The 25,591-nt window shown below is 69.9% G+C and carries 20 protein-coding genes and 1 pseudogene; 11 read left to right on the top strand and 10 right to left on the bottom strand.

Features of this window, described 5'->3' with window-relative positions; translation table 11 throughout:
- Positions 1-156: 156 nt before the first annotated feature.
- The 5 genes and pseudogenes from ACYVLQ_RS21675 to ACYVLQ_RS21655 all read left to right on the top strand — a co-directional run.
- Positions 157-2,010: pseudogene (locus ACYVLQ_RS21675) on the top strand (sensor histidine kinase); the annotation flags it as partial.
- 1,907 nt (positions 2,011-3,917) lie between these two features.
- Positions 3,918-4,331 carry a roadblock/LC7 domain-containing protein gene (locus tag ACYVLQ_RS21670; RefSeq protein WP_011207200.1) on the top strand — a complete coding sequence of 138 codons (414 nt, stop codon included), beginning with the start codon at positions 3,918-3,920 and terminating at the stop codon, positions 4,329-4,331.
- Between the two features lie 7 nt (positions 4,332-4,338).
- Complete coding sequence (locus tag ACYVLQ_RS21665) at positions 4,339-4,713, top strand: DUF742 domain-containing protein (protein WP_024800684.1); 375 nt, start codon at positions 4,339-4,341, stop codon at positions 4,711-4,713.
- Positions 4,694-5,296, top strand: a complete 603-nt coding sequence (locus tag ACYVLQ_RS21660; protein WP_174556957.1) for a GTP-binding protein — start codon at positions 4,694-4,696, stop codon at positions 5,294-5,296. The genes ACYVLQ_RS21665 and ACYVLQ_RS21660 overlap by 20 nt, the downstream gene beginning before the upstream one ends.
- 292 nt (positions 5,297-5,588) lie before the next feature.
- Complete coding sequence (locus tag ACYVLQ_RS21655; RefSeq protein WP_460699336.1) at positions 5,589-6,233, top strand: cysteine hydrolase family protein; 645 nt, start codon at positions 5,589-5,591, stop codon at positions 6,231-6,233.
- Between the two features lie 18 nt (positions 6,234-6,251).
- On the opposite strand, the gene ACYVLQ_RS21650 is transcribed toward ACYVLQ_RS21655, so the two are convergent.
- From ACYVLQ_RS21650 to ACYVLQ_RS21635, 4 genes are all read right to left on the bottom strand, one after another.
- Positions 6,252-8,510, bottom strand: a complete 2,259-nt coding sequence (locus tag ACYVLQ_RS21650; protein WP_460699335.1) for an ATP-dependent DNA ligase — start codon at positions 8,508-8,510, stop codon at positions 6,252-6,254.
- A gap of 105 nt (positions 8,511-8,615) precedes the next feature.
- A complete protein-coding gene (locus tag ACYVLQ_RS21645; protein WP_460699334.1) occupies positions 8,616-8,912 on the bottom strand; it encodes an antitoxin in 297 nt (98 codons plus the stop codon).
- A 66-nt stretch (positions 8,913-8,978) separates the two neighbouring features.
- A complete protein-coding gene (locus ACYVLQ_RS21640; RefSeq protein WP_460699333.1) occupies positions 8,979-10,139 on the bottom strand; it encodes an MBL fold metallo-hydrolase in 1,161 nt (386 codons plus the stop codon).
- A complete protein-coding gene (locus tag ACYVLQ_RS21635; protein WP_460699332.1) occupies positions 10,139-10,864 on the bottom strand; it encodes an enoyl-CoA hydratase in 726 nt (241 codons plus the stop codon). Before ACYVLQ_RS21635 ends, ACYVLQ_RS21640 begins: the two co-directional genes overlap by 1 nt.
- Before the next feature lie 96 nt (positions 10,865-10,960).
- On the opposite strand from ACYVLQ_RS21635, the gene ACYVLQ_RS21630 reads away from it, so the two are divergent.
- The gene (locus ACYVLQ_RS21630; protein WP_460699331.1) at positions 10,961-12,217 is read left to right on the top strand and encodes an NAD(P)-binding domain-containing protein; all 1,257 of its coding nucleotides are present in this window, start codon (positions 10,961-10,963) and stop codon (positions 12,215-12,217) included.
- Between the two features lie 246 nt (positions 12,218-12,463).
- On the opposite strand, the gene ACYVLQ_RS21625 is transcribed toward ACYVLQ_RS21630, so the two are convergent.
- Positions 12,464-13,321 (bottom strand): aldo/keto reductase, encoded by an 858-nt coding sequence (locus tag ACYVLQ_RS21625; protein WP_460699330.1) that lies wholly within the window; start codon positions 13,319-13,321, stop codon positions 12,464-12,466.
- A 100-nt stretch (positions 13,322-13,421) separates the two neighbouring features.
- Between ACYVLQ_RS21625 and ACYVLQ_RS21620 the strand changes: the two genes are divergently transcribed.
- Together ACYVLQ_RS21620 and ACYVLQ_RS21615 are read left to right on the top strand one after the other, a co-directional pair.
- Positions 13,422-13,697, top strand: a complete 276-nt coding sequence (locus tag ACYVLQ_RS21620; RefSeq protein WP_084520457.1) for a helix-turn-helix transcriptional regulator — start codon at positions 13,422-13,424, stop codon at positions 13,695-13,697.
- Positions 13,694-14,236 carry a hypothetical protein gene (locus tag ACYVLQ_RS21615; protein ID WP_460699329.1) on the top strand — a complete coding sequence of 181 codons (543 nt, stop codon included), beginning with the start codon at positions 13,694-13,696 and terminating at the stop codon, positions 14,234-14,236. Before ACYVLQ_RS21620 ends, ACYVLQ_RS21615 begins: the two co-directional genes overlap by 4 nt.
- A 331-nt stretch (positions 14,237-14,567) precedes the next feature.
- Here ACYVLQ_RS21615 and ACYVLQ_RS21610 read toward each other — a convergent pair whose 3' ends face one another.
- A complete protein-coding gene (locus ACYVLQ_RS21610; RefSeq protein ID WP_460699328.1) occupies positions 14,568-16,160 on the bottom strand; it encodes a carboxyl transferase domain-containing protein in 1,593 nt (530 codons plus the stop codon).
- A 413-nt stretch (positions 16,161-16,573) separates the two neighbouring features.
- On the opposite strand from ACYVLQ_RS21610, the gene ACYVLQ_RS21605 reads away from it, so the two are divergent.
- The gene (locus ACYVLQ_RS21605) at positions 16,574-17,743 is read left to right on the top strand and encodes a lipase family protein (RefSeq protein WP_460699327.1); all 1,170 of its coding nucleotides are present in this window, start codon (positions 16,574-16,576) and stop codon (positions 17,741-17,743) included.
- Positions 17,744-17,803: 60 nt separating this feature from the next.
- Here the strand turns inward: ACYVLQ_RS21605 and ACYVLQ_RS21600 are convergent, their stop codons facing one another.
- The 3 genes from ACYVLQ_RS21600 to ACYVLQ_RS21590 form a co-directional block, all read right to left on the bottom strand.
- Positions 17,804-18,448, bottom strand: a complete 645-nt coding sequence (locus ACYVLQ_RS21600; protein ID WP_460699326.1) for an ammonium transporter — start codon at positions 18,446-18,448, stop codon at positions 17,804-17,806.
- Positions 18,449-18,651: 203 nt separating this feature from the next.
- Positions 18,652-19,389, bottom strand: a complete 738-nt coding sequence (locus ACYVLQ_RS21595; protein WP_460699325.1) for a CbiQ family ECF transporter T component — start codon at positions 19,387-19,389, stop codon at positions 18,652-18,654.
- A 61-nt stretch (positions 19,390-19,450) separates the two neighbouring features.
- Positions 19,451-21,535, bottom strand: coding sequence for an ABC transporter ATP-binding protein (locus ACYVLQ_RS21590; protein WP_460699591.1), 2,085 nt, complete (start codon positions 21,533-21,535; stop codon positions 19,451-19,453).
- 480 nt (positions 21,536-22,015) lie between these two features.
- Between ACYVLQ_RS21590 and ACYVLQ_RS21585 the strand changes: the two genes are divergently transcribed.
- Positions 22,016-22,930, top strand: coding sequence for a cation diffusion facilitator family transporter (locus ACYVLQ_RS21585; RefSeq protein ID WP_460699590.1), 915 nt, complete (start codon positions 22,016-22,018; stop codon positions 22,928-22,930).
- Here ACYVLQ_RS21585 and ACYVLQ_RS21580 read toward each other — a convergent pair whose 3' ends face one another.
- Complete coding sequence (locus ACYVLQ_RS21580; RefSeq protein WP_460699324.1) at positions 22,931-24,391, bottom strand: flavin-containing monooxygenase; 1,461 nt, start codon at positions 24,389-24,391, stop codon at positions 22,931-22,933.
- A gap of 85 nt (positions 24,392-24,476) precedes the next feature.
- Here ACYVLQ_RS21580 and ACYVLQ_RS21575 point away from each other — a divergent pair, with 85 nt between their 5' ends.
- Complete coding sequence (locus ACYVLQ_RS21575) at positions 24,477-25,565, top strand: AraC family transcriptional regulator (RefSeq protein ID WP_460699323.1); 1,089 nt, start codon at positions 24,477-24,479, stop codon at positions 25,563-25,565.
- The last annotated feature ends 26 nt before the right edge of the window (positions 25,566-25,591 follow it).

Genomic DNA, 25,591 nt, shown 5'->3' with positions numbered 1-25,591 from the left:
TCCGTTAGAATCGCATGCCACATATGTCGGCCGTCATGGACGCAATTTCTCGGCCAGCCGCAGCTCTCGGCCAGCTCCGTCTGTCGAGCCCAGCGCGAGATCGTGGGAGGCTCGCTGGTGGCGCATGGCCGGGGCCAGTTTGGAAAGTGAGTGGAGATGCGTGACGCCGCTAGGTCCGGTAGGAAGCGTTGGGCGCTTGGTAACTGGGACCTGCGTTGGAAGGTCACGGCGGTCCTCGCCGTCCCCCTCCTCGTCGCGGTGGTGCTCGGTGCTTCCAGGATCGCGGCCCAGTTCAGCGACTCCAGTGAACTGGACACCGCGGTCAAGCACGTGCAGACCATCCCGGCGGTCACCGGCCTGAGCGCCGCGGCGGCCGTCGTCTCCGGTGAGCAGATGGTCATGATCGGCCCCGGCCAGTCGCTGGTGCAGGACGCCGACCTGACACAGCTCGACAACGCCATCGCATCCGCCGAGAAGGCGGCGCCGCGACTGGACGGGGTGCCCGGCGGGCGGGCCGCCATCGACGGAATGATCAACGGGGCGAAGGCGGTTCGCCAGGGCGGCAAGGCGCCGACCCCCACGGTCGAGGAAGCCCTGAACCAGGAAGAGACGATCCGCCTGAACAGCGTCCGCACGGTGGAGGCGATCGTGCAGACGATCTCCGATCCCGGGGTCGAGGCGGCGAAGCTGCGCCTGGTCGACTCGCTGAACACCCGTGCGGTGATGGTCTCCGAGGCCGCCGGTATGGCCGTCGCGCTGCGCGGCAACCCCAAGGACGGGTTGCGCGACATGCAGATCGCCGCCAATACCGAGCGGCAGATGCTGAGCATTCTCACCAATCGCTTCCCGGACGGTGACCCGACCATCGCCAACCTGAGCCAGTTGGTCAACACTCGTCTGCAGCTGGTCACCGGGCCACAGGCGGCGGCGGGCCAGATCCCGATCCAGGACCTGCGGCAATCGGTACTGGACAGTCTGTCCGACTACACGAAGATCGTGGGCCAATCGACCACCGAGATCGACGCGCAGGTGAAGGGGCTGGCCGACGACGCCCGCACCGGCGCCATCCGGTACGCGGTGATCGTGATCGCCACCATCCTCGCGGCCCTCGTGCTCGCGGTGCTCATCGCGCGCTCGATGATCGTCCCGCTGCGCAAGCTGCGCCTGGCCGCGCTGCGCGTCGCCGAGCACGACCTCGGACACGAGGTGTCGCGGCTGCGCGACGGCGCCAGCCCGGAGGACGTGCCGCTGGAGCCGATGCCGGTGCACACCGAGGAGGAGGTCGGCCAGCTCGCCCGTGCCGTGGACGACATTCACGGGCAGGCGTTGCGCCTGGCCGCCGATCAGGCCGCGATGCGTACCCAGGTCAACGACATGTTCGAGACCCTGGCGCGGCGGTCGAAATCTCTGGTCGACCATCAGCTCTCGCTCATCGAGGCGATGGAGTACGACGAGAAGGACCCGCGGCTGCTGGAGAACCTGTTCCGGCTGGACCATCTCGCCGCCCGCATGCGCCGAAACGGCGACAACCTGCTGATTCTGGCCGGTACGCCGAAACAGCGCCGCGGCAAGACGGCGCCCGTCGAGATCGCCGACGTGCTGCGTGCGGCCATCTCCGAGGTCGAGGACTACGAGCGGGTGAAGCTCGGCGCCACCCCGCGCGGCGCCATCACCGAACCGGCCGCCTCCGACCTGGCACACCTGTTCGCCGAGCTGCTCGACAACGCGCTGCGTGCCTCGCCGCCGGAGACCGACGTCAAGTTCACCTTCGCGCAGGCGCATGATCAGGGCCTGCTGATCGAGGTCGCCGACCGTGGTATCGGCATGCCGCCCGCGGAGATGGCGGAGATCAACCGCCGCCTGGAGAACGTCGCCGAGGTCGGTCCCGACACCGCGCGCCACATGGGCCTGTTCGTGGTCGGTCGCCTGGCCGAGCGGCACGGGCTCACCGTGCGGCTGCGGCCCACCTTCGACACCGCCCGGGATCCGGGCGTGACGGTCACGGTGCACGTGCCCAAGCCGCTCATCGTGACGCCCGGCGGCGTCGGGGTGCAGATCCCGGCGCAGCAGCCCACGCCGCAGGCTCCCGCGCCGCAGCGGCAGGCGCCGTCGTCGATGCAGATGCGCGGGGTCACCCGCACGCCGAGCGGCAACATGATGGTCACCGTGGATCCCGGTGGGAGCGGGCCGATTCCGGCCGGCGCCGACCGCGGGGCCGACCGTCCCGGGGCCGATCGGGAACGTCCGGCGGCCGCCAACGGCGCCCCGGTGAACGGCACCGCCGCGCCGAACGGCGCGCTGCCGCAGCGCAGCCCCGGCACCTCGGCGCCCGGGTTGCCCAAGCGTCAGCCCGGCGCGAACGGCCCTACCGTCCGCCAGAACGTGGCCGGGCCCGACGGCCGCCCCGCCGACGCCGCGAAGACCGGTCTCCCGCAGCGGGAACCGGGCGCGAAGGGCCCGCAGGCACCGGCGGCGCAGCCCGGTGCGAACCTGCCGCAGCGCGGTGGCTCCGCGCAGCCGCAGGCCGGACTGGCCGCGAACATGCTCAAGCGGGCGCCCGGCCCCGGTGGGCAGCAGCCCGCCCGGCCCTCCGGGCTGACGGGGCTGCCGCAGCGCCAGGCCGGTGGCGGGCTGCCGCCGCGTGAGGGCGCGCCGCCGCGCGAGGGTGGCGGCCCGCCGCCGCGCGAGCCGGGTGGCGGTCTGCCGCAGCGCGGGGGCGACCTGCCGCAGCGCGGTGGTGGTCTGCCGCAGCGGGGTTCGGGTGCGACCGGTCTCCCGCAGCGCTCACCCGCGTCGCCGCCTCCCGAAGGCGCCCCGCCCGAGCGGTCCGCACCGAACCTGCCGCGACGCGAGTCCGGCGCGGCCGGGGTGCCGCCGCGCGAACCCGGTGCCCCCGGAGTGCCGCAGCGCGAATCGGCCGCGAACGGCCTGCCGCAACGGGATTCGGGTCGCCCCGGCCTGCCGTCGCGGCAGCCCGGCGGCAACGGCCTGCCGCAGCGGAATGCGGGCGGCAGTGATCTTCCCCAGCGCGAGTCCAGCGGTGGTCTGCCCCAGCGCGAGTCCAGTGGTGGTCTTCCCCAGCGCGAGTCGAGTGGTGGTCTGCCCCAGCGTGAGTCGAGTGGTGGCTTGCCCCAGCGCGAGTCCACCCAGCGTGAGTCGAGTGGTTTGCCGCAGCGTGATTCCGCTGGTGGTTTGCCTCACCGTGAGTCGAGTGGTGGTTTGCCGCAGCGTGATTCGGCTGGTGGTTTGCCTCACCGTGAGTCGAGTGGTGGTCTGCCCCAGCGTGAGTCCGGGCGCAATGGTCTGCCGCAGCGCTCGCCGGGGTCGGCGGCGGCGTCGAGCGGGCTCAACCTGCCGCAGCGCCAACCTGGTGCGGGCCTGCCGCCGCGTCCGGCCCCGACTCCGGGACTGAGCCTGCCGCAACGGGAACCGTCGCATGCCGAGGGCGACAAGTCCGCGGACTCGGGCTCCGGCGAGGTGCGCGAGCCGGGCCGCCACAGCTTCAAGTCGAATCCGGAGAAGACCGCCTCGTTCTTCCAGACCCGGCTGCAGCCCGCGGACGACACCGATTCGGTGATGGGCGGCACGCCGATTTTCGCCGAGATGATGTCGGCGTGGCTGTCGGATCCGAATTCGGACCGGTCCCAGGTGGCCGCCTCCTTCGAATCACCGGGTGACGAAGGCTGGCAAGCCGCCCGCCGGGCCGTGGAGGCCGAGCCGGAAAAGCGGACGGCAGCGGGATTGCCGCAACGCGATCCGGGTAATCGGCTGGTTCCCGGCGGTGTCATCGGAAAGGCCGATCGCACACCGAGTCGTGACGCAGAATCCATCAGGTCAAGTCTGAGTCGTCACCAGCAAGGCGTTCGGGATGGCCGCGCAATGAGAGCAATGAACCTAACCGGAGATAAAGGAGACCGATGAACCCCGATCTAGGTGGTACGAACCGTCAGCTGGATTGGCTGGTTTCGAACTTCGCCAACGAGGTTCCGGGCGTCGCTCATGCCGTGCTGGTTTCGGCGGACGGTCTGTTGATGGCCGCGAGCGCTCAGTTGCCCGTAGACCGTGCCGAACAGCTGTCTGCAGTGACCGCGGGGCTCGCCAGCCTCTCGGTCGGTGTGTCGAACCTGTTCGAAGGCGGCACGGTACTGCAGTCGGTAGTCGAGATGGAGCACGGCTACCTATTGCTGATGGCGGTCGGCGACGGCTCCTATCTGGCGGTCCTCACGAATACGTCCTGCGATATCGGACAAGTGGGATACGAGATGGCCTTGCTGGTCGAGCGCGTGGGCCAGACAGTTCAGGCCACACCTCGCGTCACGATGGGTTCCTGATGGTGGGATGGACATAGACAACCAGCGCATGGGGAGTGCCGAGCCCAGCCTCGTTCGCCCGTACTCACTGACCGCCGGTCGTACGCGGCCGACGGTCGAGTTGGCGTTGGAGGCGCTCGTCGCATCGCATCCGGTCGCCCTAGAGCGGCAGTTCGAGCTCACCAACATCGAGACGTCAATCGTGGAGTTGTGCAGAGAATCGCCGTCTGTCGCAGAATTGGCCGCCCGACTGGGTATTCCGATCGGGGTGGCCCGAGTGCTCGTGGCCGACCTCATCGAGGCCGGTCATGTGCGGGTTTCGGCGACTTTGAAAGACGATTCGAGCGACGATGAACGTCGCGAGCTGATCGAAAGGGTTCTCAGTGGACTCCGGCGTATTTGATTCGACGGCCCAGGTCGATACGCGAACCAGTAAGCCCACCTCGGCGAAGATCGTGGTCGCGGGTGGCTTCGGTGTGGGAAAGACGACCTTGGTCGGTGCCGTATCGGAGATCGTTCCGCTACGCACCGAGGCATTGGTGACCAATGCCAGTGTCGGCGTCGACAGCCTGGCCGCCGTGCCGACGAAGAACACCACCACGGTGGCGATGGACTTCGGCAGGATCAGCCTCGCCGACGACCTCGTGCTGTACCTGTTCGGCACGCCGGGCCAGTACCGCTTCTGGTTCATGTGGGATGACCTGATCCGCGGCGCCATCGGCGCCGTGGTGCTGGTCGACACCCGCCGACTGGAGGACAGCTTCGCCGCGGTGGACTACTTCGAGGCGCGCAGCCTGCCATTCCTGGTGGCCATCAACGAGTTCGACGACGCGCCGCGGTACCCCCTGGAAGACATCCGGCAGGCGCTGGCGGTGCCCGCGGACGTGCCGATCATGTCGATCGACGCCCGCAGGCGCGAGCCGGTGAAGCAGGCTCTGGTCTCGGTCACCGAGTACGCGCTACGCAAGGTCGTGCAGGGGTACTAGCCCGCGCAGCGGGCCTGAGTTGTAGTGCACCGCAGCGGGTTCCGGCACTGCGGTGGATTACCTCGGTCGATGTGGTCGCCTCGCCGCCCGTTGTTCAGTGTTCGCTGCGGATTTTCGGCCGCAGCGGGCACGGAACAACCGGGCGGCGATCGCTTCCGGTGCGACGACACATCGCCATGTCGTCATGCCCATGTGAGGGCTTGGCGAACCATGGTTACGCCGTAAGTCGCTGCGCCGTATCGGATTCCCGGTAGGGTTGCTCCGAAAGGGTTGTGGCAGAAGGAGAAGCGCGGTGCGGCTGGGGAACGGCTTGGATATTCCGGAGAACCTCGGCGAACTCTGCTCGCCCCGGCGGATGGCGGTCATCGTCTACGACATGCAGGTCGGTGTGCTGTCGCAACTCGACGACGGCGAGGAGATCATCGCCCGGGTGGAACGCGTGGTCCAGGCGGCCCGTCGCGGCGGCTATCCCGTGATCTTCCTGCGGCACATGTTCCTACCGCCCCGACTGAGCGGGGTGTACGCCCTGCGGCTGGCGATGGCCTGGCAGGGCGTGGATTCGGTGGAGGATCTGAAACCGATCCTGCAGCGCGATACCGCGGGCTTCCAGCTGGTGCCACAGTTGCAGCCCGGGCCGGGGGAGACCGTATTCGACAAGACCTCGATGTCGGCGTTCGAGGGCACGCCGCTGGCCGCGGTGCTGCGCGACCTCGGCATCGTGTCCTACGCGATCGTGGGTGTGGCGCTGGAGATCGGCGTGGCGCCCACCGTCACCCACTCCACCGACCTCGGCTTCGTACCGGTGGTCATCCAGGACGCCTGCGGCGGCAAGGACAACGAGGCCATGGCCCGCGCGCTCGACGACTTCGCCTTCCAGGGCAACGCGGTCGTGACGGATATCGACACGATCGTGCCGCTGCTGGAGCGCGGCGAGTAGGCCCGTCGGTCCGGCGTCTCAGTCGGTGGCCGGGATCCAGGCCGGGTGCCACATGCGGCCGGATTCGGTCCAGTTCATGTAGCGGACGGTGCCGACGACCTTCGGCGAGGTCCAGACCGCGTCCTTGCGCTCCTCCGGGGTGAGGTCGTTCTCGAACGGGCTGGTCTTGCGCTCCAGGCGGCGTAGCTGCGTGGACAGCTCGGCCATCTCCTGTTCGCTGAAACCGGTGCCGACCCGGCCCACGTAGAACAGCCGCCCCTCGTGATGGACGCCGACCAGCAGCGACGCGAACTGTCGTGCGTCGCTGCGCCGATAGCCGCCGATGACCACCTGCTGGGTGCGCCAGTTGCGGGTCTTGACCCACGCCTGCCCACGCCGTCCCGGCAGATACACCGAATCCTTGCGCTTGGCGACGACGCCCTCCATGTCGTGCTCCTGGCTGTAGTGCAGCGCCTGAGCTCCCGGGCCGTCGAGCTGCGGCGGCACCACCAGCGACGGCGCCCGCCCGGCCAGCGCCTCGAGTACGCGGCGGCGGTCGGAGAAGCGCTTGCGCACCAGCGACGTGCCATCCAGATACAACACGTCGAATGCGACGAACACCGCGCGCGCCGCGTCGGCCTGCAGCAGGCCCAGATTCGCGACGCCGTGATCGTCGAAGACCACCGCCTCGCCGTCGAGCACCACATCGTGGCCCGCCAGCTCACGGCCCAGGGCGGCCAGGCGCGGGTAGCGGCCGGTGACCGTATTTCCGGCGCGGCTGCGCAGTGTGACCGTGCCGCCCTCGATCTCCGCGATCAGGCGGAAACCGTCCCACTTGGTCTCGAATACCCACTCCTCGCCGTCGAGCGTGGAGACATCTCCGGTGGTGGCGAGCATCGGGGTCAGGCCGTGCGGGAACTCCGCGGGTCGTGCGGACTTGCGGCTCGAAATCGGTTGCTCCGCAGGGGCTTCCGACTTCATCAGGTGCATCAGCCACTGATTGCCGTTGGTCTGGATGAAGGCGAAGCGGCCCTCGACCCGCGCGCCGTGCAGGCGCACGATCACCTCGTCCTCGCGCCACTTCTCGGTCTCGTAGGTGCCCGAATCCCAGATCGTCATCTCACCGGCGCCGTATTCGCCCTTCGGGATGGAGCCGTGGAACTCCAAGTACTCGAGCGGATGGTCCTCGGTGTGCACGGCCAAGCGATTCTCGCTCGGGGAGGTGGGCGGCCCCTTCGGTACCGCCCACGACACCAGCACCCCGCCGCGTTCGAGCCGGACGTCCCAGTGCAGCCGCCGGGCGTGGTGCTCCTGGATCACGAAGCGGTCGCCCGTGCTCTCGGCCGGGGGCCCGGCGGGGACCGGTTCGGGGGTGCGGGCCGCGTCACGCATCGAGCGGTAGGTTGTCAGCGGGTCGGGCGTTTGTTCGCCGAGCGGGGGGTCGAGCCCGGACAGCACGTCGCCGTGTTCGCGCCAGCGGGCCAGCACCTCGTCGAAGGTCAAGTGCCGCAGGCGTTTCCGGTCCTCGATCTCCTCCCAGGTGCGCGGTGCCGCGACCGTCGGATAGGTGCGGCCGCGCAGCGAATACGGTGCGATGGTCGTCTTGGACGGGTTGTTCTGGCTCCAGTCCAGGAAGATCTTGCCCGTTCGGGCCGCCTTGGCCATGGTGGCCGTGACCAGCTCCGGGTGCAGCTTCTCCAGGCCGGTGGCCACCTGCTTGGCCACCGTGGACGCGCCGCCGGGGCTCAGCTCCCGATCCAGCGGGACGTAGACGTGTACGCCCTTGCTGCCGCTGGTCACCGGGTAGGCGTCCAGACCGGCATCGCGCACGGTATCGCGGATCCACAGCGCCACCTGGGCGCAATCCGCCAGCTCCACGCCGGGGCCGGGATCCAGATCGAAGACCAGCCGGGTGACCGGGCCGCGCTCGCCGTCGACGAAACGCCATTGCGGCACATGGATTTCCAGCGACGCCTGCTGCCCCAGCCAAGCCATCCCTGCCACCGAGTCGATGACCGGGTAGGTCACGCGGCGGTCGGAATGCTCGACCGTGTGCCGCTGGATCCACCTGGGTGCGTGCGTGGCCAGATTCTTCTCGAAGAACGACGACTCGTCGACGCCGTTGGGCCAGCGCTTACGGGTGACCGGACGGCCCGCGATATGCGGGAGCAGGGCGGGGGCGATGGCGGTGAAATAGTCGATGACCTCGCCCTTGGTGGTGCCGGTGGCCGGGTACAGCACCTTGTCGAGGTTGCTCAGCTCAACCTCGATACTCCCGAACCGGCGGCGGGACACCATATTCGAAGTCTAGAGGCCCATACCGACAGATAGCCGCCGCGGAGACGGCGACGGGCCGCTCGCGTCCCGGCATCGAGACGCCGAACGGCCCGTCGCAGCGATCGGTCAGCCCTTGGGCTTGTCCGGATCGATCGGCGGTTCCGGTGCCGGGGCGGGTTCCGGCGCCGGGGGCGCGGGCGGCGGCGTCGCCTCGCCCTGGCCACCGGGCGCCTGGTCCTGCTCGGGAATGGCGCCCTTGACCTTCTCGGTGCCCTTCTCGATCTTGTCGGAGTACTTGCCTCCGGTCTTCTCGTCGATGAAGGATCCGGCCTTGTCCACCGCGCCGTGAATCTTCTCGGCGTTCTCGGCGGCCGCCTCTCTACCCTTGCCGACCAAGCCCTTGAGCGTGTCCATCAGACTCATCGGTCCTACTCCTAACTCATCGGTCTTCGGCTGGATCACCGGCGACGGGTCGCGCACGCCGCCGCCCTAACGCACATCCTCCCACCACGAGACCTGCGGCGATACCGCATTCGCATCGATCCGCTGGCCGGGCAGCGGGACGGCCACCGGTGTTCCCGCGGCCCGGGCCGCCGCCACCAGCCGCTGAACCGGCTCCGACCAGCCGTGGAAGGCCAGGTTGAACGTCGCCCAATGGATCGGGATCAGCAGCCCGTGCCGCGGGTTGCCGACACACACGTCGGCATGGGCACGCACCGCCTCCTCCGGATTCATGTGAACATCCGGCCAGTGCACGTCGTACGCGCCGATCGGCAGCAGGGTCAGATCGAACGGGCCCAGCGTCGCGCCGATCTCCGCGAACGCCTTGGTGTACCCGGTATCGCCGCCGAAGTAAACGCGACGCGCCGGTCCCGCGATCACCCACGAGGCCCACAGGGTCGTGTTGCGGACCAGCCCCCGGCCGGAGAAGTGCCGGGCCTCGGCGCAGGTGATCACCAGGTCACCGCCACGTTCGTCACCCTGGTCAGGTAGGGAAACCGAAGTGCCCCAATCCAATTCGATGATCCGGCGCTCGGGCACCCGCCACTTGCGCAGATGCGCCCCGATGCCGATCGGCACGACGAACGGCGCCTCCTGCGCGGCGGTCAAGGCGCGCACCGTATCTCGGTCCAGATGGTCGTAGTGGTCGTGCGAGATGACGATCGCATCGACCGGGGGCAACTCGTCCAGCGGAATCGGCGTCGGGTGCAGGCGGACGGGACCGATGGTCGGCGACGGCGAAACCCGTTCGCTCCATACCGGATCGGTGAGCACCCGGTACCCGTCGATCTCCAGCAGTGCCGAGGCGTGCCCGAGCCAGGTGACCGCCAGCTCGCCCGCCTGCGGCGGAATATCCGGTGTGGCGAGCGGGATCTCGCCCACGGGGCGTCCCACTCCGTTGCGGGTAAGGGCCGAGAACAACAGCGACAGACCGGATCCCGGTGCGAACTGGGTACTCGGCTCGGTGTTGTGGAACTGCCGGTTGCGGTAGCTCGCCGACCTGGCCGCCAGCGGTGCGATCGCGGTCACCGACGCGCCCATCGCCTCCGGCAGTCCGCGGGCCGCGCGCAGTGCCCAGGTCAGGCCAACGGCTCCGGCGGCGCCCAGGGCGGCCCGGCGTGCGGCGGTGCGGAGGAGGTTCGTATCCATCAGTGCCCCACGAACTTCGCCGCGCGCTTCTGTTCCCGGGCCAGTCGCGCCTCCTTGGCGTCGTCGCTATGCCACGCCGTCTCCAAGGCCTCTCGCTGTTCGGGAGTGTCCTCGTCGCGGGTGCCGTCGTCGTTGAACACCAGTTTCATGTGCCGCAGCGACAGCGGGGCCAGTTCGGCGATCGACTTCGCCCACGCCTGCGCGTCGGCGAGCGTGCCGATCCGGTTGGCGAAGCCGAACGTGTATGCGTCCGAAGCGGTTACGGGCTCGGCGCCCAGCAGCATGGTGCGTGCGGGACCGCCGCCGATCAGCGACACCAGCCGCCGAATCGTCCAGCGGTCCACGGAGATGCCGAGTTTCGCGGCCGGGATCGCGACGTAGGAGTCGGGGCTCATGACCCGCAGATCCGAGGCCAGCGCGAGCTGCACGCCCGCGCCGAGGGCGCCGCCCTCGATCGCGGCGATCACCGGCACCGGCACGGTCTCGAGGATGCGCAGCATCTCCATCAGCGCGTCCAGGAAGGTCCGCGAGTACACGCCGGACAGATCCGCGCCCGCGCTGAAGATCGAGCCCTGGCCGGTGAGGACGATGACCCGGGCGTCGGCCGCAGCGGTCGTCACGGCCTCGCGCAGCTGCCCTACCAACTCGTCGTTGAGGGCGTTGCGGCGCTCCGGGCGCTGCAGTTCGATGGTGACCACGTCGCCATCGCGACTGACTCCGAGCATCTGACCTCCCCGTCCGTACGGTCCCTGGATACCTTCACTGTATGCGGCTCGAGGTTGAGTGCCCGCACTCGACGCACCCCGCGTACCGTGGCGGCGGTGACCGCACCCGATTTCGAGATCCTGGTGATCGGCGCCGGACAGGCCGGATTATCGGCGGGTTACCACCTGCGGCGGCTCGGATTGCGGCCCGAGCAGGACTTCCTCATTCTCGATCACGCACCGGGGCCGGGCGGGGCCTGGCAGTTCCGCTGGTTGTCGCTGACGCTGAGTACGGTGAACCGGGTGCACGATCTGCCCGGGTTGTCGTTTGCCGAGACGTTGCCGGAGGGTTCGGAGAACGCGCAGGCCGCCACCGCGGTCCCGCACTATTTCGACCTGTACGAGAAGCGCTTCGACCTGCGGGTCCATCGGCCGATGTCGGTCCGGGTGGTGTGCGACCGCGCCACCGCCTCCACCTGCCCCGACCAGGCGGTGGACGGGCTGTTGCACGCCGAGACCGAGACGGCACGAGTCGACGGGCTGCCTGGTGCCGGGGGTGAATTGTCCGGTGCGGCAGGGGGTTCGGGCTCGGGTGCACGGATCGGCCCCGGGGGAGTGGCGGGGTCGGGCGCCGACTCGGGGCCGGGTGGTTCGCCGAGTTCGATCGTGCGGGCACGTGGGATCATCAACGCCACGGGGACCTGGGAGAAGCCGTTCATCCCGTACTACCGCGGTGCGGAGACATTCGCGGGACGGCAACTGCATGCGCACGACTATCGCACCGCTGACGAGTTCGCGGGCAAACACGTCGTCGTGGTCGGGGCCGGGGTTTCGGCGGTGCAGCTGCTCGATGAGATCTCGCGGGTGACGACCACGACCTGGGTGTCGCGGACCGAGCCGCGGTGGCGGGAGGGGCCGTTCACGCCGGAGGCGGGCCGACTGGCCGTGGCGACGGTGGAGGACCGGGTGCGGCGCGGGTTGCCGCCGCGGTCGGTGGTGTCGGTGACCGGGCTGCCCGTCGACGATCGGGTTCGGGCCGCGCGTGCCAGAGGCGCCCTGGACTGGCATCCGATGTTCCAGCGGATCGAGCCCGAGGGCGTCCGCTGGGTCGACGGCCGCTTCCAGGCCGCCCAGATCATCCTGTGGGCCACCGGTTTTCGCAGCGCCCTCGACCACCTCGCGCCCCTGCGCCTGCGCGGCCCCGGCGGCGGCATCACCATGACCGGCCGCCTCGCCACCCAGGTGGCCGCCGACCCCCGCATCCACCTGCTCGGCTACGGCCCCTCAGCCAGCACCATCGGCGCCAACCGCGCGGGCCGCGCCGCCGCCACCGAACTCACCACCCACCTGGACCTCACCACCAGCCCTCGATGACGCACCCCGCACATGCGCACGCACCCCGCGCATCGCTTGCAGCGGGTGCGGCGATCAGTGCGGGGTGCGGGAGAGTAAGCCAGGCCGGCGGGGCTTAGTCCTGCAACTTGGCGGCCGGCTTAGTTCTGCAACCTGACGGCCTGCTCAGTCCCTGCAACCTGGCGGGCGGCTTAGTCCTGCAACCTGACGGCCGGCTTAGTCCTCCAACCTGGCGGCCTGCTCGGTGCTCCAACCCGTACGGCCTGCTCAGTCCTCCAACCCGGCGGCGAAGACGTCCGGGTCGGGGCCGACGCGGGTGGCGGTGTCGAGGGCCGTGATGACCTGCATCTGCTCGGTGGTCAGCTCGAAGGAGAAGACTTCGAAGTTCTCCTGGATGCGGGCCGGTGTGACCGACTTCGGGATGACCACATTGCCCAGCTGCAGGTGCCAGCGGATGATCACCTGGGCGGGGGAGCGGCCGACCTCGGAGGCGACCTGGGCAATCGTCGGATCCTTCAGTTCGGCGCCCTGGCCGAGCGGGCTCCACGCCTCGGTGGCGATGCCGTGTTCGGCGTGGAAGGCGCGCAGCTCCGGCTGGGCCAGGCTGGGATGTAGCTCGATCTGGTTGACCGCCGGGGTCTCGCCGGTCTCGGCGATCACCCGCTGCAGGTGATCGCGGTGGAAGTTGGACACCCCGATGGAGCCGACCCGGCCCTGGGACTTCAGCGCCTGGAACGCCCGGAAGGTGTCGACGAATCGGTCGGCCCCCGCGACCGGCCAGTGGATCAGATAGAGGTCCAGATAGTCCAGGCCCAGGCGCTCCATGCTGGCGTCGAACGCGCGCAGCGTCGAGTCGTAGCCCTGGTCGGAATTCCACAGCTTGGTGGTGAGGAAGACCTCGTCACGCGGCAGCCCGGACTCCCGGATGGCTCGGCCCACCTCGACCTCGTTGCCGTAGACCATGGCGGTGTCGATGCTGCGGTACCCGACTTCCAGGGCCGTCGTCACCGCGTCGAATGCCTCCGTCTCGGCCACCTGGAACACACCGAAACCGAGCTTCGGGATCACGTTCCCGTCGTTCAGCACGATCGACGGTACTGCGCTGGTCTCGCTGCGAAAGGTCACCGTTCCGACCGTAGAAGCGGTTTGCCGACCCGTCAACGAACCCTCCGAGCGTGTTCGAGAGCGCTTGACAATGTGTTGGGTTTTTACAACACTCTGTTGTGTGAGTCCAGTGAGAAGGGGTGAAACCCTCCCGATCTACAACCGGATCGCGGTGTTGCGGGCCGAGCATCGGATGAGCCGGGCCGCGCTGGCCGAGGCGGTGAACGTCAATGTTCAGACGATCGGCGCGCTCGAGCGCGGCGACCACTATCCGAGCCTCGACCTGGCGCTGCGGATCTGCGAGGTGTTCGGGCTCCCCGTCGAGGCGGTGTTCTCGCGCAGCGAGTTCACCCCGCTCTCGGCCGAGGTCTACCAACGCGCGAAAGGACAGCCATGACGTCTCCGGCGAATACCCTGCTCGACCGCTATCAGGACTACCGGGTCCGCCGCTGGCTGGTCTACGACGAGCGGACCTCCGGAATGCTGCCGGGCTGGCGCAGCCGCGCGCGGCGGCGGGCGCTGGTGGTCGCGGTGGCCGCGTCCGTCGCGGTGCTGTTCGTGGTCGGGGTGCTGTGCGCGTTCGACCTGCGGTGGGCGCCGCTGATCTGGTTGCCCGCCGCGGTGGTCTTCCTTCCGGCATGGACCATGCTGCGGATCGTCTCGCAGCGGCAGGACAGCGCGCCGACGCCGACGCTGGACGAATTCGAGATCGCCCAGCGCAATACGGCCCGCTCGATCGGGCTCACCCTGACGCAGTCGCTCACCCTCGTGCCGCTGCTGTACCTGATCGCCGCGGGTGCGGTGTTTCCGGAGGCCGAGGCGTTCCGCACGGCCTACGCCGGCGGCGCCATGGCGCTCGCCGCCCTGCTGGCCGGTGGCTGCGCCCCGGGCCTGATCCTCGGCTGGACCCAGCCCGACCCTGACCCGGAGCCCTGACATCCGCCCCGCACCCATCCCATTCCGTCGCGCCGCCCACCCCCGTTCCGGTGCGCTACTTCTTGCCGTTCCGGTGCGCTACTTCTCGTCGTTCCGGTGCGCTACTTCTCGTCGTTCCGGTGCGCTACATCTCGTCATTCCGGCGCGCTCTTGGCCGGAATCCATGACGTCCGGGAGTGGATCCCGGCCAAAAGCACGCCGGGATAGACGTAGTGGATCGCGCCGGGATTAGACGTGGTCAATCGCGCTGGGGTGGATGTGGTGGATCGGGCCGGGGGTAGGTGTGGAGTGTGCCGGAGTGGATGCTGTGAAGCGGGCTTTTGTTGCGGTGTTATTGGGGCGCGGCGTCTTTCGGTAGGCCGAGGCGTCGATAGCGGGTTTGGCGGGTGATTCGTAATTCGTGTCGGGGGAGGGATCGTAGGGTGGCCAGTTCGTCGGCCAGGGTGGTTATCATGCGGCGGGCGAAGTCGACGGGTTCGGCTGCGGCGTCGGGGTGTTCGGGGACTATTCGGTCGGCGATGCCGTCCGCCAGTAGGTCGGTGGCGCTGATGCGCTGTTCCGCAGCCAGTTCCGGGGCGTGGGCGGTGTCGCGGTGGACGATCGCGCTGGCGCCCTCCGGGGGCAACGGCGCCAGCCAGGAGTGCCGGGCGGCCAATACGCGGTCGGCCGGGAGCAGCGCCAGGGCGCCGCCGCCGCTGCCCTGGCCTAGCAGCACCGAGATGGTGGGCGTCTCAAGGGTGACGAGATCGGCTATGCAGCGGGCTATTTCGGGGGCCAGGCCGCGTTCCTCGGCCTCGCGCGACAGGGCGGCGCCTGCGGTGTCGATGACCAGGACCAGCGGCAGTCGCAGCTCCGCCGCGAGATGCATGCTGCGCCGCGCCTCCCGCAGGGCGGCCGGTCCCATGGTGTTCTCGCCGGTCTGCCCGGCCCGGTCGTGGCCGAAGATCACGCAGGGTTGCCCACGCAGCCTTGCCAGCGCGTGTACGACGGTCCGGTCCGATTCGCCCTGCCCCGTCCCGCTGAGCGGCACCCGATCGGTGGCGTGCCGCAGCAACTGCCGGATGCCCGGGCGCTCGGGACGGCGCGAGATCGTGACCGCCTGCCACGTCGCCTCGATGCCCGAGTCACGTTGTGGGGCACTCTGTTCCGCACCGGAAGGCGATTCGAAGCCACGTGCACCACCCGGCTCCGCGCCGGGCTGTTCGGGTCGATCGCCACGGATTCGATTCGTACCGTCATCGAACCCCGTGCCGAGCCCGCCGGTGGTGACGTTGAGTACGCGGTGGGCGATGCGGCGGAACACCCGAACGGGGACCACGCCGTCGATTACTCCGTTTCGGTATAGGTTCTCCGCGGTCTGCACGCCTTCCGGAAAAGGTTGTCCGTACAGGGCCTCGTAGACCCGCGGACCGAGGAAGCCGATCAGGGCACCCGGTTCGGCGAATGTCATGTGGCCCAGCGAACCCCACGACGCGAAGACGCCGCCCATCGTCGGGTCGCGCAGATACACCAGGTACGGGTGCCCGGCCGACTTGTGTGCCGCGACCGCCCCCGCGATCTTGACCATCTGCACGAAGGCGACGGTGCCCTCCTGCATCCGCGTGCCGCCCGAGGTCGGCGAGGCCAGCAGCGGCAGCCCGAGCGCGGTGGCCCGCTCGACCGCCGTCACGATGCGTTCGGCCGCGGCAACCCCGACCGACCCCGCGAGAAAGCCGAATTCGCAGGCGATCACGGCCACCCGCCGCCCCCGCAGCCTCCCCTCCCCGGTCAGCACGGACTCGTCGGTACCGGCACGCTCGGCCGCCGCCCGCAGGTCCGCCCGGTACCGCGGGCTCGCGTCGACCTCGACCGGCGGCCGATCCCAGCCGACGAACGACCCGCCGTCCAGCAGTTCGCCGAGCAGTTCCCGCGCCGATATCTTCACCCGCCGAGCGTAACCAGCACACCCGCGGCCGGTGCGTCGGCGACACGGGTGCGCGGGCGGCCGTGGGCGATCTGCGTCCGGGGGTGGGTGCGGTTACGGAACGGGTGTCGGTGTCCCACTTGGGACACAGTGCGGCAATGGTCGTTGACCTGCATGTTTGCCGGGGTTACGGTAGTGGGCCCGATGATGTGGAGCGGTCGGCGCGGATCCGTCGCCGGTGTCCCCGCGCGTCGGTTGGGTGACGCGGAGGCACGATGAGAACCGGGCGCACGTCGATGACGTTTCAGGAAATAGTTTGCCGCGCGGTAGGTTTCGGTGTGCCGTGGCGGATATCGAGAAGTTCACCGACTGTCGGCGCGGCGTCGCGGCAACGCTCCGCTCGTCGTGGCTGGACGGCGGTGCTCGCTGTCGCTGTGACCGCACTGTCGGCCTTGTTGTCGGCACCCGTTGCGCGGGCGGATATTCCGATCCCCGACAACGATCCGTTCTACGCGGCGCCCGCCGATCTCGCGGCGCAACCCAACGGGGCGGTACTCGGCGCCCGCGCCATCCCGCTGTTCGATCTGCCGGTTCCGGTGTCGGCGTGGCAGTTGCGGTATCGCACCACCGATTCCACCGACGGCCCGCTGCTCGACGTTGCCACGGTGCTCGTGCCGCCCGTGCCTTGGGCGGGCCCGCGGCCACTGCTGTCGTATCAGGTGCCCGAGGACAGTCTGGGTACCCGGTGCGCGCCGTCGTTCGCCTTGCGCGGCGCACGGGATTTCGGCGTCGTGAACACCATGCTGGACGTGCCGTTCCTGATGGAGGCGCTGCGGCGCGGCTGGGCGGTGGTGGTCTCCGATTACGAAGGGCCGCAGTCGCGATTCTTCGACGGCGTGACCGCCGGGCGCGCCGTGCTGGACGGGATTCGGGCCGCGCGATCGTTCCCACCCGCCGGTGCGGGCGGCGGTCCCGTCGGGGCATGGGGATATTCGGGTGGCGCGTTCGCCACGCTGTGGGCCGCACAGTTGCGCGCGAAATACGCCCCGGACGTGTGGTTCTCGGGGATCAGCGCCGGTGGCGTCCCGGCGGACATCCCGGCGATAGCGCAGCGCGTCGACGGCGGCGTGCAGGCGGGGCTGGCCGTCCTGATCCTGATCGCGTTGGCCCGCAACAACCCCGACTCCGGGCTGCTCGAACTGCTGAACGACCGCGGGCGGGCACTCCTGGCGGACAATGCCGCGGCCTGCGGATCCGACCTTGTCCCGAAGTACGCGGGCGCGCGCGTGGACGACCTCTCCACGGTCCCGAACCTGCTGGCGCATCCGGCATTTCGGGCCACGGCCGATCCGCACGAACTCGGCGGCTCGGTACCCGACGCGCCGCTGTACCTCTACCACGGCGTCACCGACGACGTGATCCCCGTCGCCGGTTTCAGTGCACTGGTCGCGAGCTACTGCGCCCGGGGCGCCACGCTCACCGCCGTTCATTCACCGTTCCCGTCGCACAACGGCGCGGCCATCGGTGAGGCGTTCGGCGGGATGAATTTCCTTTCCGACCGATTCGCGGGGGTGCCGCCGGTTTCGGGATGTGTGGTGCGCTGAGCAGCCGCACCCCGTTCCGACCCGGAAACCGGATAGCTCGGGATGCGGCCGCGGAGGGGCTCAGCGGCCGGTGGTGTCCATCCACTTGGTCGTGCCGGGCGGGGCGGACAGTGTGTTGGTCAGGTCGATCCCGGCGATGATCAAGGCCGGGCCGCCGACGACCAGGGTGCCGATGATGCCGCCGATCGCGGCCCCTGCGATGACGCTGGCAACGACCCCCGGCCCGGCGACTATGCCGGTGAGCCCGACCAGCGCGCCGAGGGCGGTGCCGATGAATCCGCCGATCGCGGTGGCGAGTCCGAATTGGGACCCGAACGCTTCCATAGCGCGCTGGTTCTCCTCCAGCGATGCCACCGGCGTGACCTGCATCGGGCGGGCCGCGGCCACCTCCTTGACCGCCGTCAGTTCCAGTACCCGTCCGTCCGCGCGCACCTGGTGCGGCAGGGGGTATTCCAGGCCGTCCTGCCGGAACGACAGCGGGAGCGTGACCAGCGTCTCACCCGCGGCGGACTTGATGTCCACCGTGCGCTCATCGCCCGCCACTTGGAAGAATCCGCCGTGCAGTGTGGTGTGAACGGTATTGCCCGCCAAGGCGGTTTCGTACCGCACCTCGAGTGTGGCGGGTGCTGCGTGGGCGGCGCCGCCCCCAACGGCTGCCCCCATGATCACCGGTATCGCCGCAGCGGTGAACTTGCGCAGAATCATTTTCGGTTGTTCCCATCGTCATCAGGATAAAAACGTCGGAAGCTCCCCGGACGCGCGCTTCGATCGACACCCCTGTCTCACCCCTGCTGCGCGCGGAGCCGTCGACCCGGCTGACCGACTCTGTAACCATACCTTTACCAGTCGCGTCTACCCCCCGAAAATTCCCTCGGGAGAAGATATTTCGTCCGACCGGTGGGTTTGCCCTACATCACGAGATCGATCAGGACGGCGCCCGCGCACACCACCACGACGATGATCAGCGCCACGGCGTCCCGAAGGCCCGGCCCGCCGGGGCGCGCGGTGAGCTGCCCGGTGCCGCCGCGCGCGGTGATGGCTTCGCCGAGTTCGCCGGCCCGGCGGGTGGCGACCGCCATTGCGGCGGTGAGGATATCGAGCAGCGGATTGACCGCCGCCCGCTGCAGCGCGGAGTCCTTGGGCCGCAGCCTGCGCGCGGCGCGCAGCAGGCGCATCTCGTCCAGCAGCAGCGGCAGGCCGCGCATCGTGAGCGCGACCACCACCGCCCATTCGTCCACGGGCACCCGCAGTTTGCGCAGCGGCGCACCCAAAGTGGCCAGCGCGGGGGCGATCTCACCCATCGGCGTGGTCCAGGCGATCAGGAACGAACTGGTGACAAGGATCAGACCGAACGATGTGACCTGCGCGTATCGCAACACCGCGGCCTCGCCGACCGGCACATTGAGTAGCGCCCCCGCCGCCAGCAATCCCCAGAACCACCAGGGCAGCCGCGGCAACGCGCCCAGCGGCAGCCGGGCCGTCAGCACGACGGCCACCAGGAACAGCACCGTCACCCCGAGCACCGGCCAGGACGGCAACAGCATCAGCAGCAGGCTGATCAGGAACGCCCCGATCATCTTGGTGCCCGCCCACAGCCGGTGGATCGGGCTGTCGACCGGGACCTCGCGCAACAGCACCGTGCTCATGTCCCCGCCTCCCCGGCGCGCGGGCACGACCCCCGGGTGGCCGCGTTGTCTGGTCGCTCGCTCATGACGGGTCTCCCGTGGCGTCGGGGCGGTGCAGCCGCGCCCAGGACGCGGCGGTCTGTTCGGCCACGGGCGCGGGGGCCTGCGGCTCGACGGCGGAAGCCGACTGCGGGGCCGTCTCCAGGATGCGGCCCGAACTCAGATGCACGGTCCGGTCGCACACGGCGGCCATATCGACCACGTCGTGCGAGATGACGATCAGGGTCAGCCCCGAATCGCGCAGCCGGGCCAGCAGTTCCACCACCTCGGCGCGGCCCTGCGGGTCGAGCCCGGCGAGCGGCTCGTCGAGCACCACCACCTGGGGTCGGGCGGCCACGATCGCGGCCAGCACCACCCGCTTGGCCTGGCCGCCGGAGAGCGATTCGATCGACCGCGGCGCCAGCGCCCGGTCCAGGCCCACGGCATCCAGTGCCCGGCCGACCGCGCCGGAGCCCGTCCCGCTGCCGCCCCAGTCCTCGATCTCGGCGCCCACGGTCTGCCGCTGCAACTGCAGCCGGGAATGCTGAAAGGCCAGCTCCACCGCGCCGATTCGCCGATGCACCGGGCGGACGCCGCGCCCCTCGCGCAGTTCGCAGCGGCCGGAGGTGGGCACGGTCAGCCCGGCCATGATCCAGGCCAGAGTGGACTTGCCGGAGCCGTTCCCGCCGACCACCAGCAGTGTCTCCCCGCGCCGCACCGTGAGGTCGACGCCGTGCAGCGCCGGTGCGGCCCACGGTGTTCCGCGGTTGTAGGTATGGCGCACATCGCGCAGTTCCAGCAGCGGTTCGCCCATCGGCCGCCGCCGCGGGTCGCGTACGGGTCGGGGCCAGGTCGGCAGCCGGTCCACCTGATAGCCGCCCGACAGGTGCACCACGCGGTCGGCGGCCGCCGCATCGGCCTCGTGGTGAGTGACCAGCACGACCGCCATCGGATGGCGTTCGGGCAGCCCTGACAGCAGCGCGACCAGCTCGCGGCGGCCGTCGGGATCGATCATCGAGGTGGCCTCGTCGGCGATGAGCAGCGCCGGTCTGCGCGCCAGGGCCGCGGCGACGGCGAGACGCTGCTGCTGGCCGCCGGACAGGGTGGCGGTTTCGGCGCCGCCGAGGCCGCCGAGGCCGACCTCGGTCAGCAGCGCCTCGATATCGACCTGGGCGGCGAGTTCGGGTGACAGGCCCCACACCACGTCGTCGGCGACCAGCACACCCAGCGTCTGGCTCTCCGGCCGCTGCAGGACCAGCGCGGTGCCGCCGAGCAGGCCGAGCCCCGCCGAGCCGGGCCGCTCGACCGTGCCGCCGGTCGGCGGGCGACCGGCCAGCAGGCGGGTCAGCGTGGACTTCCCGGATCCGTTGTGGCCCACCACGGCCACGAATTCGCCGACCCGGACGGTGAGATCGATCCCGGACAGCGCGTCGGTCCGCGCGTCCGGATAGCGGAACGAGACCCGGCGCAGCGTCACGGGCAGCGGCGCGACCGGGCGATCGTCGAGCGGCGCGTCCAGCCGATCCGCGCCGGGCAGCCAGGTGAGCCGGTCGAGGACCGACCCCAGCGCGAACCACGAGAACAGCGCTGTCGCGACGATTCCGATCAGCACCCCGCCCGCGGCGAACGCCCACCACCAGCGCAGCACCAGATCGGCGAAGTCGGCGACGGCGTTCCCGAACGAGTCCAGGTTCGCCCGGGCGGCCAGCTTCTGTACGCCGCGCGAGGCGTTGCGGACGTTGTCGAACAGCAGGTTGCGCGCGGTGCTGAAGATCAACAGCCACCCCACCGACACCGCCGACCAGGCAAGGCCCGCGAGGATCGACAGCCCGAGCACCGCCGCCGGTCCGCCGCGGCGGCGCTTGACGGTGCCGACGATACCGCCGATCGTCGCCACGCTCACCACGGCGACCGCGGGCACCAGTCCGGCCGCGACGAACGTCACCAGCGTGGTGGCGACGGCGGCGGTGAAGGTAGCGCGCAGTCGGTAGCGGTGCGCGAGCAGTCCCATCGGCACCGCGGCGACCAGGTTCAGGGCCGCGGCGAACGGAATCACCGACCCGATGGTCACCAGGCCGACGGTGACGCCGCCGAGCACCGCCGCGGTGGCGAGTTCGACGGGGCGCAGCGGGCCGGTCGCCGCCCCGTGCCCGGTCGACCGGCCGCTCCGTCCGGCGGGCCGCTCGGGCCGGTGATCTGCGGGCGGGGCGTTGTGCTCGATGGGCGATCGACTCCTGTGCTCGGTGGACGACGCGCCACCGTGCTCGGCGGACGGTCGGCCGCTCGCACCGGGCCGCGGCTCGCCGCGGGGTCCGAAGGGCGGCCCGTCGCCGGGCGGGGGTGGAGCGGTCACGGGTCAAGTCTGCCAGTTCGGCCCCGGCGTGGTTCGGGTCAGCGCTACTCGCACCCCTGGTTGGTTCACGCACCGGTTGCAAGGCTGTGCGAGGCGTGCGGGAATGCGCAAGGGGTGCGGGAACGACTCGTGCATCCGGGGGCGGCGGCCTGATCGGCGCGAGTGGTCTACCTCGCGCGTGACTGCCCGGTCGTCGACCGTGCGCGGATCGTGTCTCGTTTGCATACGTGGCTGTCCGGCATAGGTTGGATGGTTGTGGGGCATGATCACGCGCACGGTGCCGCGCCGGAGAGCGCCTCGGGCAGATATCTGCATCGGCTGGTGTTCGCGCTGGGGATCGGTGTGGCCTTCCTGGTCGCCGAGGTCGTGACGGCCGTCCTGACTCGATCGCTGGCACTGCTGTCGGACGCCGCGCACATGGTGACCGACGTATTCGGCCTGGTGATGGCGCTGGCCGCGATCCTGCTGGCCAGGCGCAGCCGCCCGACCTTCTCGCGCACGTTCGGCTACTACCGCGCGGAGGTGCTGGCGGCGCTGGCCAATGCGGTGCTGCTGTTCGCGGTCGCGGCCTACGTGCTGTACGAGGCCATCGTGCGGCTGGGGGAGCCGCCGAAGGTACCCGGACTGCCGGTGCTGATCGTCGGCGCGCTCGGTCTGGTGGCGAATATCGCCTCGCTGCTGCTCCTGCGCTCGGGAGCCGAGGAGAGCCTGAATCTGCGCGGCGCGTATCTGGAGGTGCTGGCGGATCTGATCGGTTCGGTGGGCGTGCTGTTGTCCGCGGCGATCACCCTGCTCACGCACTGGCCCTACGCCGACATGATCGTCGGCGTGCTGATCGGGCTGTGGGTGTTGCCGCGCACCTGGGTGCTGGCGCGGCGCTCGCTGCGCATCCTGTTCCAGCACAGTCCCGAGGGCGTCGACGTCGAACGGATCGCCGCCGCCCTGCAGTCCCTCCCCGGCGTCGCCGACGTCCACGACCTGCACGTGTGGACACTCACCTCCGGCATGGAGGTCGCCTCGGCCCACCTGACGACCACCGCCGCCCACGACAGCGACGAAATCCTGCGCTCCGCCCAACGCGTCCTCGCCGACAACTTCCACATAGAACACGCCACCCTCCAAGTGGAGCGCACCGACACCGCCCGCCAGTGCGGTGAACTCTCTTGGTGATCAGGGCGAGGTGGGGGTGAGGGTGTAGTCGGTGGGGTTCAGTTTGCGGGTGCGGAGGCGGTAGGGGGTGACTGTGCCGGGCCAGTTGTTGGTTATGCGGCCTGCGGCGGTGCGGTACCAACTGGTGCAGCGGGTCCATGGGGTGCGTTCCAGGCGGCGTTGGGTGTGTTCGTCGAATTCCGCGGCGCGGCCGGGGCGGACCTCCAGGCAGCGGCCGGGGCGATCGGCCAGGAGGGCGAGGGCCTGTCGGATGTAGCGGGCCTGGCACTCGATCATGTACACGATCGAGCCGACCCCGAGGTTGGTGTTCGGCCCGTACATCAGGAACAGATTCGGGAAACCGGGCACCGCCATCCCCAGATAGGCGCGGGCGCCACCGGCCCAGACCTCGTCCAGCGCGATGCCGTCGCGACCGAGAATCCGCATGGGCCAAAGGAATTCGGTGCCCTTGAAGCCCGTTCCGTACACGATGACGTCGGCCGGGTGCACCGTGCCCTCGGCAGTGCGCACGCCCTCGGGCACGATCTCGGCGATCGCGGTGGTCTGCACGTCGACATTCGGCCGCGTGAGCGCCGGGTAGTACTCGTTGGAGAACAGCACGCGCTTGCACAGCACCGGATAGTCCGGGGTCAGCTTGGCCCGCAGCACCGGATCGGGCACATCGTGGCGCAGGGCCCAGCGGCCGAGCCAGGTGGCGATCGTGCGGATCGGCGGCGCCGCGACCAGGCCGAGGGCGAAGAATTCCAGGAAGCACCACACCCAGAGTCGTTGTGCCAGACGTAGACCCGGCACGTGCCGGAACAGGGCGTGGTGGATGGGCCGGTACTCCCGGTCGGTGCGCCGCACCACCCAGGCGGCCGTGCGCTGGAACAGCGTCAGCCGCGCCACCTCGGGCTGGATCGCCGGTACGAATTGGATCGCGCTGGCGCCGGTTCCGATCACCGCGACGCGCTTGCCCGCCAGGTCCACGGTGTGGTCCCACTGCGCGGAGTGGAATGAGGGGCCGCGGAACGACTCTCGCCCAGGGATCTCGGGCAGCCGCGGCCGCGACAACTGGCCGACCGCGGAGACGAGCACGTCGGCGGTGAACTCCGCGCCGCCCGCGGTGCGCACCGTCCACCGGCCGCCGCCGAAGACCGCCTCGGTGACCTCGGAGCCGAACCTGATCCGCTCCAGCAGTCGATGCTCGTCCGCGATCGCGTGCAGGTAGGCGTGGATGTCGGCGCGCCCGGAGTAGCGGTGCGGCCAGTCCGCCCGGGGCTCGTAGGAGAACGAGTACAGCGGCGACGGCACATCGCAGGCGGCGCCCGGGTAGGTGTTCTCCCGCCACACCCCGCCCAGGTCGGCGGCCCGCTCCAGAATCGTGAAGTCGCCGAAGCCGTGGCGCTGCAATTCCATCGCCATACCGAGGCCGCCGAATCCGGCGCCGATGACGATGACCGACGGCGTTGTCGCGGGCATTATGGTGCTCCTCACATCGTTCGAGTTCCCTCTACTTTAGGGAGAGGCACACACCCTGATCGACATATTCGGCCATAATCGGCTCATGGCAACCGTGCAACACCCCGGCATTCGGAACTGGGATTTCCCGCGGGGCGTGGCGAGCGTGGCGCTCATGGTCGGCTACGCCCGCGAGCACGATGTGCCGCCCGCCCGCATGCTGCGCGGCACCGGCTTGTCCGAGGCCGACCTCGCGGACCCGGACGCCCAGATCGATGCGCACACCGAACTCGCGGTGATCCGCAACCTGGTGCGGGCCCTGCCCGATCGCCCGTCCCTCGGCGTGGAGGTGGGCCGCCGCTACCGCATCACCACCTTCGGCATCTTCGGCTTCGCCTGCGTATCCAGTCCCACACTCGGCGAGGCGATTTCGTTCGCGCTGCGTTTCCTGGAACTGAGCTTCACCTTCTGCATCCCGGTAACCCGCTGGGAGCCGGACGAATTCGTCGCCGAGGTGCACGACGAGCTGGTGCCCGCGGACGTCCGGCGATTCCTGGTCGAGCGCGACGTGCTGGCCATGCATCAGGTGATGATCGACCTGCTGGGCCGTCCGTTGCGGCTGTTGCGCGCCGAATTCGACTATCCGGAACCGCCGTACGCCGATCAGCTCGCGGAGATCATCGGGGTGCGGCCGCGCTTCGGACGCCCGCGCAATCTGTTCTCGCTCGCTCCCGCGATGTTGGAACAGCCACTGCCGCAAGCCAATGAGCACACCTGGACCATGTGCCTGGCGCAGTGCCGGGATCTGGTGCACCGGCGCCGCGCCCGCACGGGCATCGCGGCCGAGGTGCGCGAGCGGCTGATGCCCCGGGGTGGGGTGGACGGCTTCGCGGCGCCGCCCGGAATCGACGCCGTGGCACGCGATCTCAACGTGAGCACCCGGACGCTGCGCCGCCACCTGGATGCCGCGGGCACCAGCTACCGGGCGCTCCTGGACGAGGTGCGCCGCGCCCTGGCGGAGGAAATGCTCACCGCCACACCGCTTTCGGTGAGCGATGTGGCGATTCGGCTCGGGTACGCGGAGGCGTCGACATTCATCTACGCCTTCAAGCGATGGACGGGGACGACGCCGTCCGCCTACCGCCGGGAGCGGGCGGCGTCCAACGGCCGGGCCGGGGCGGTCCGCAGCAGCTGACCGTGCCCGGCGGCGCTGCGAATCAT

The organism is Nocardia thraciensis (assembly GCF_054782435.1).
The sequence above is the reverse complement of the archived record's forward strand: the minus strand, read 5'-3'. Positions and strand labels throughout refer to the sequence as shown.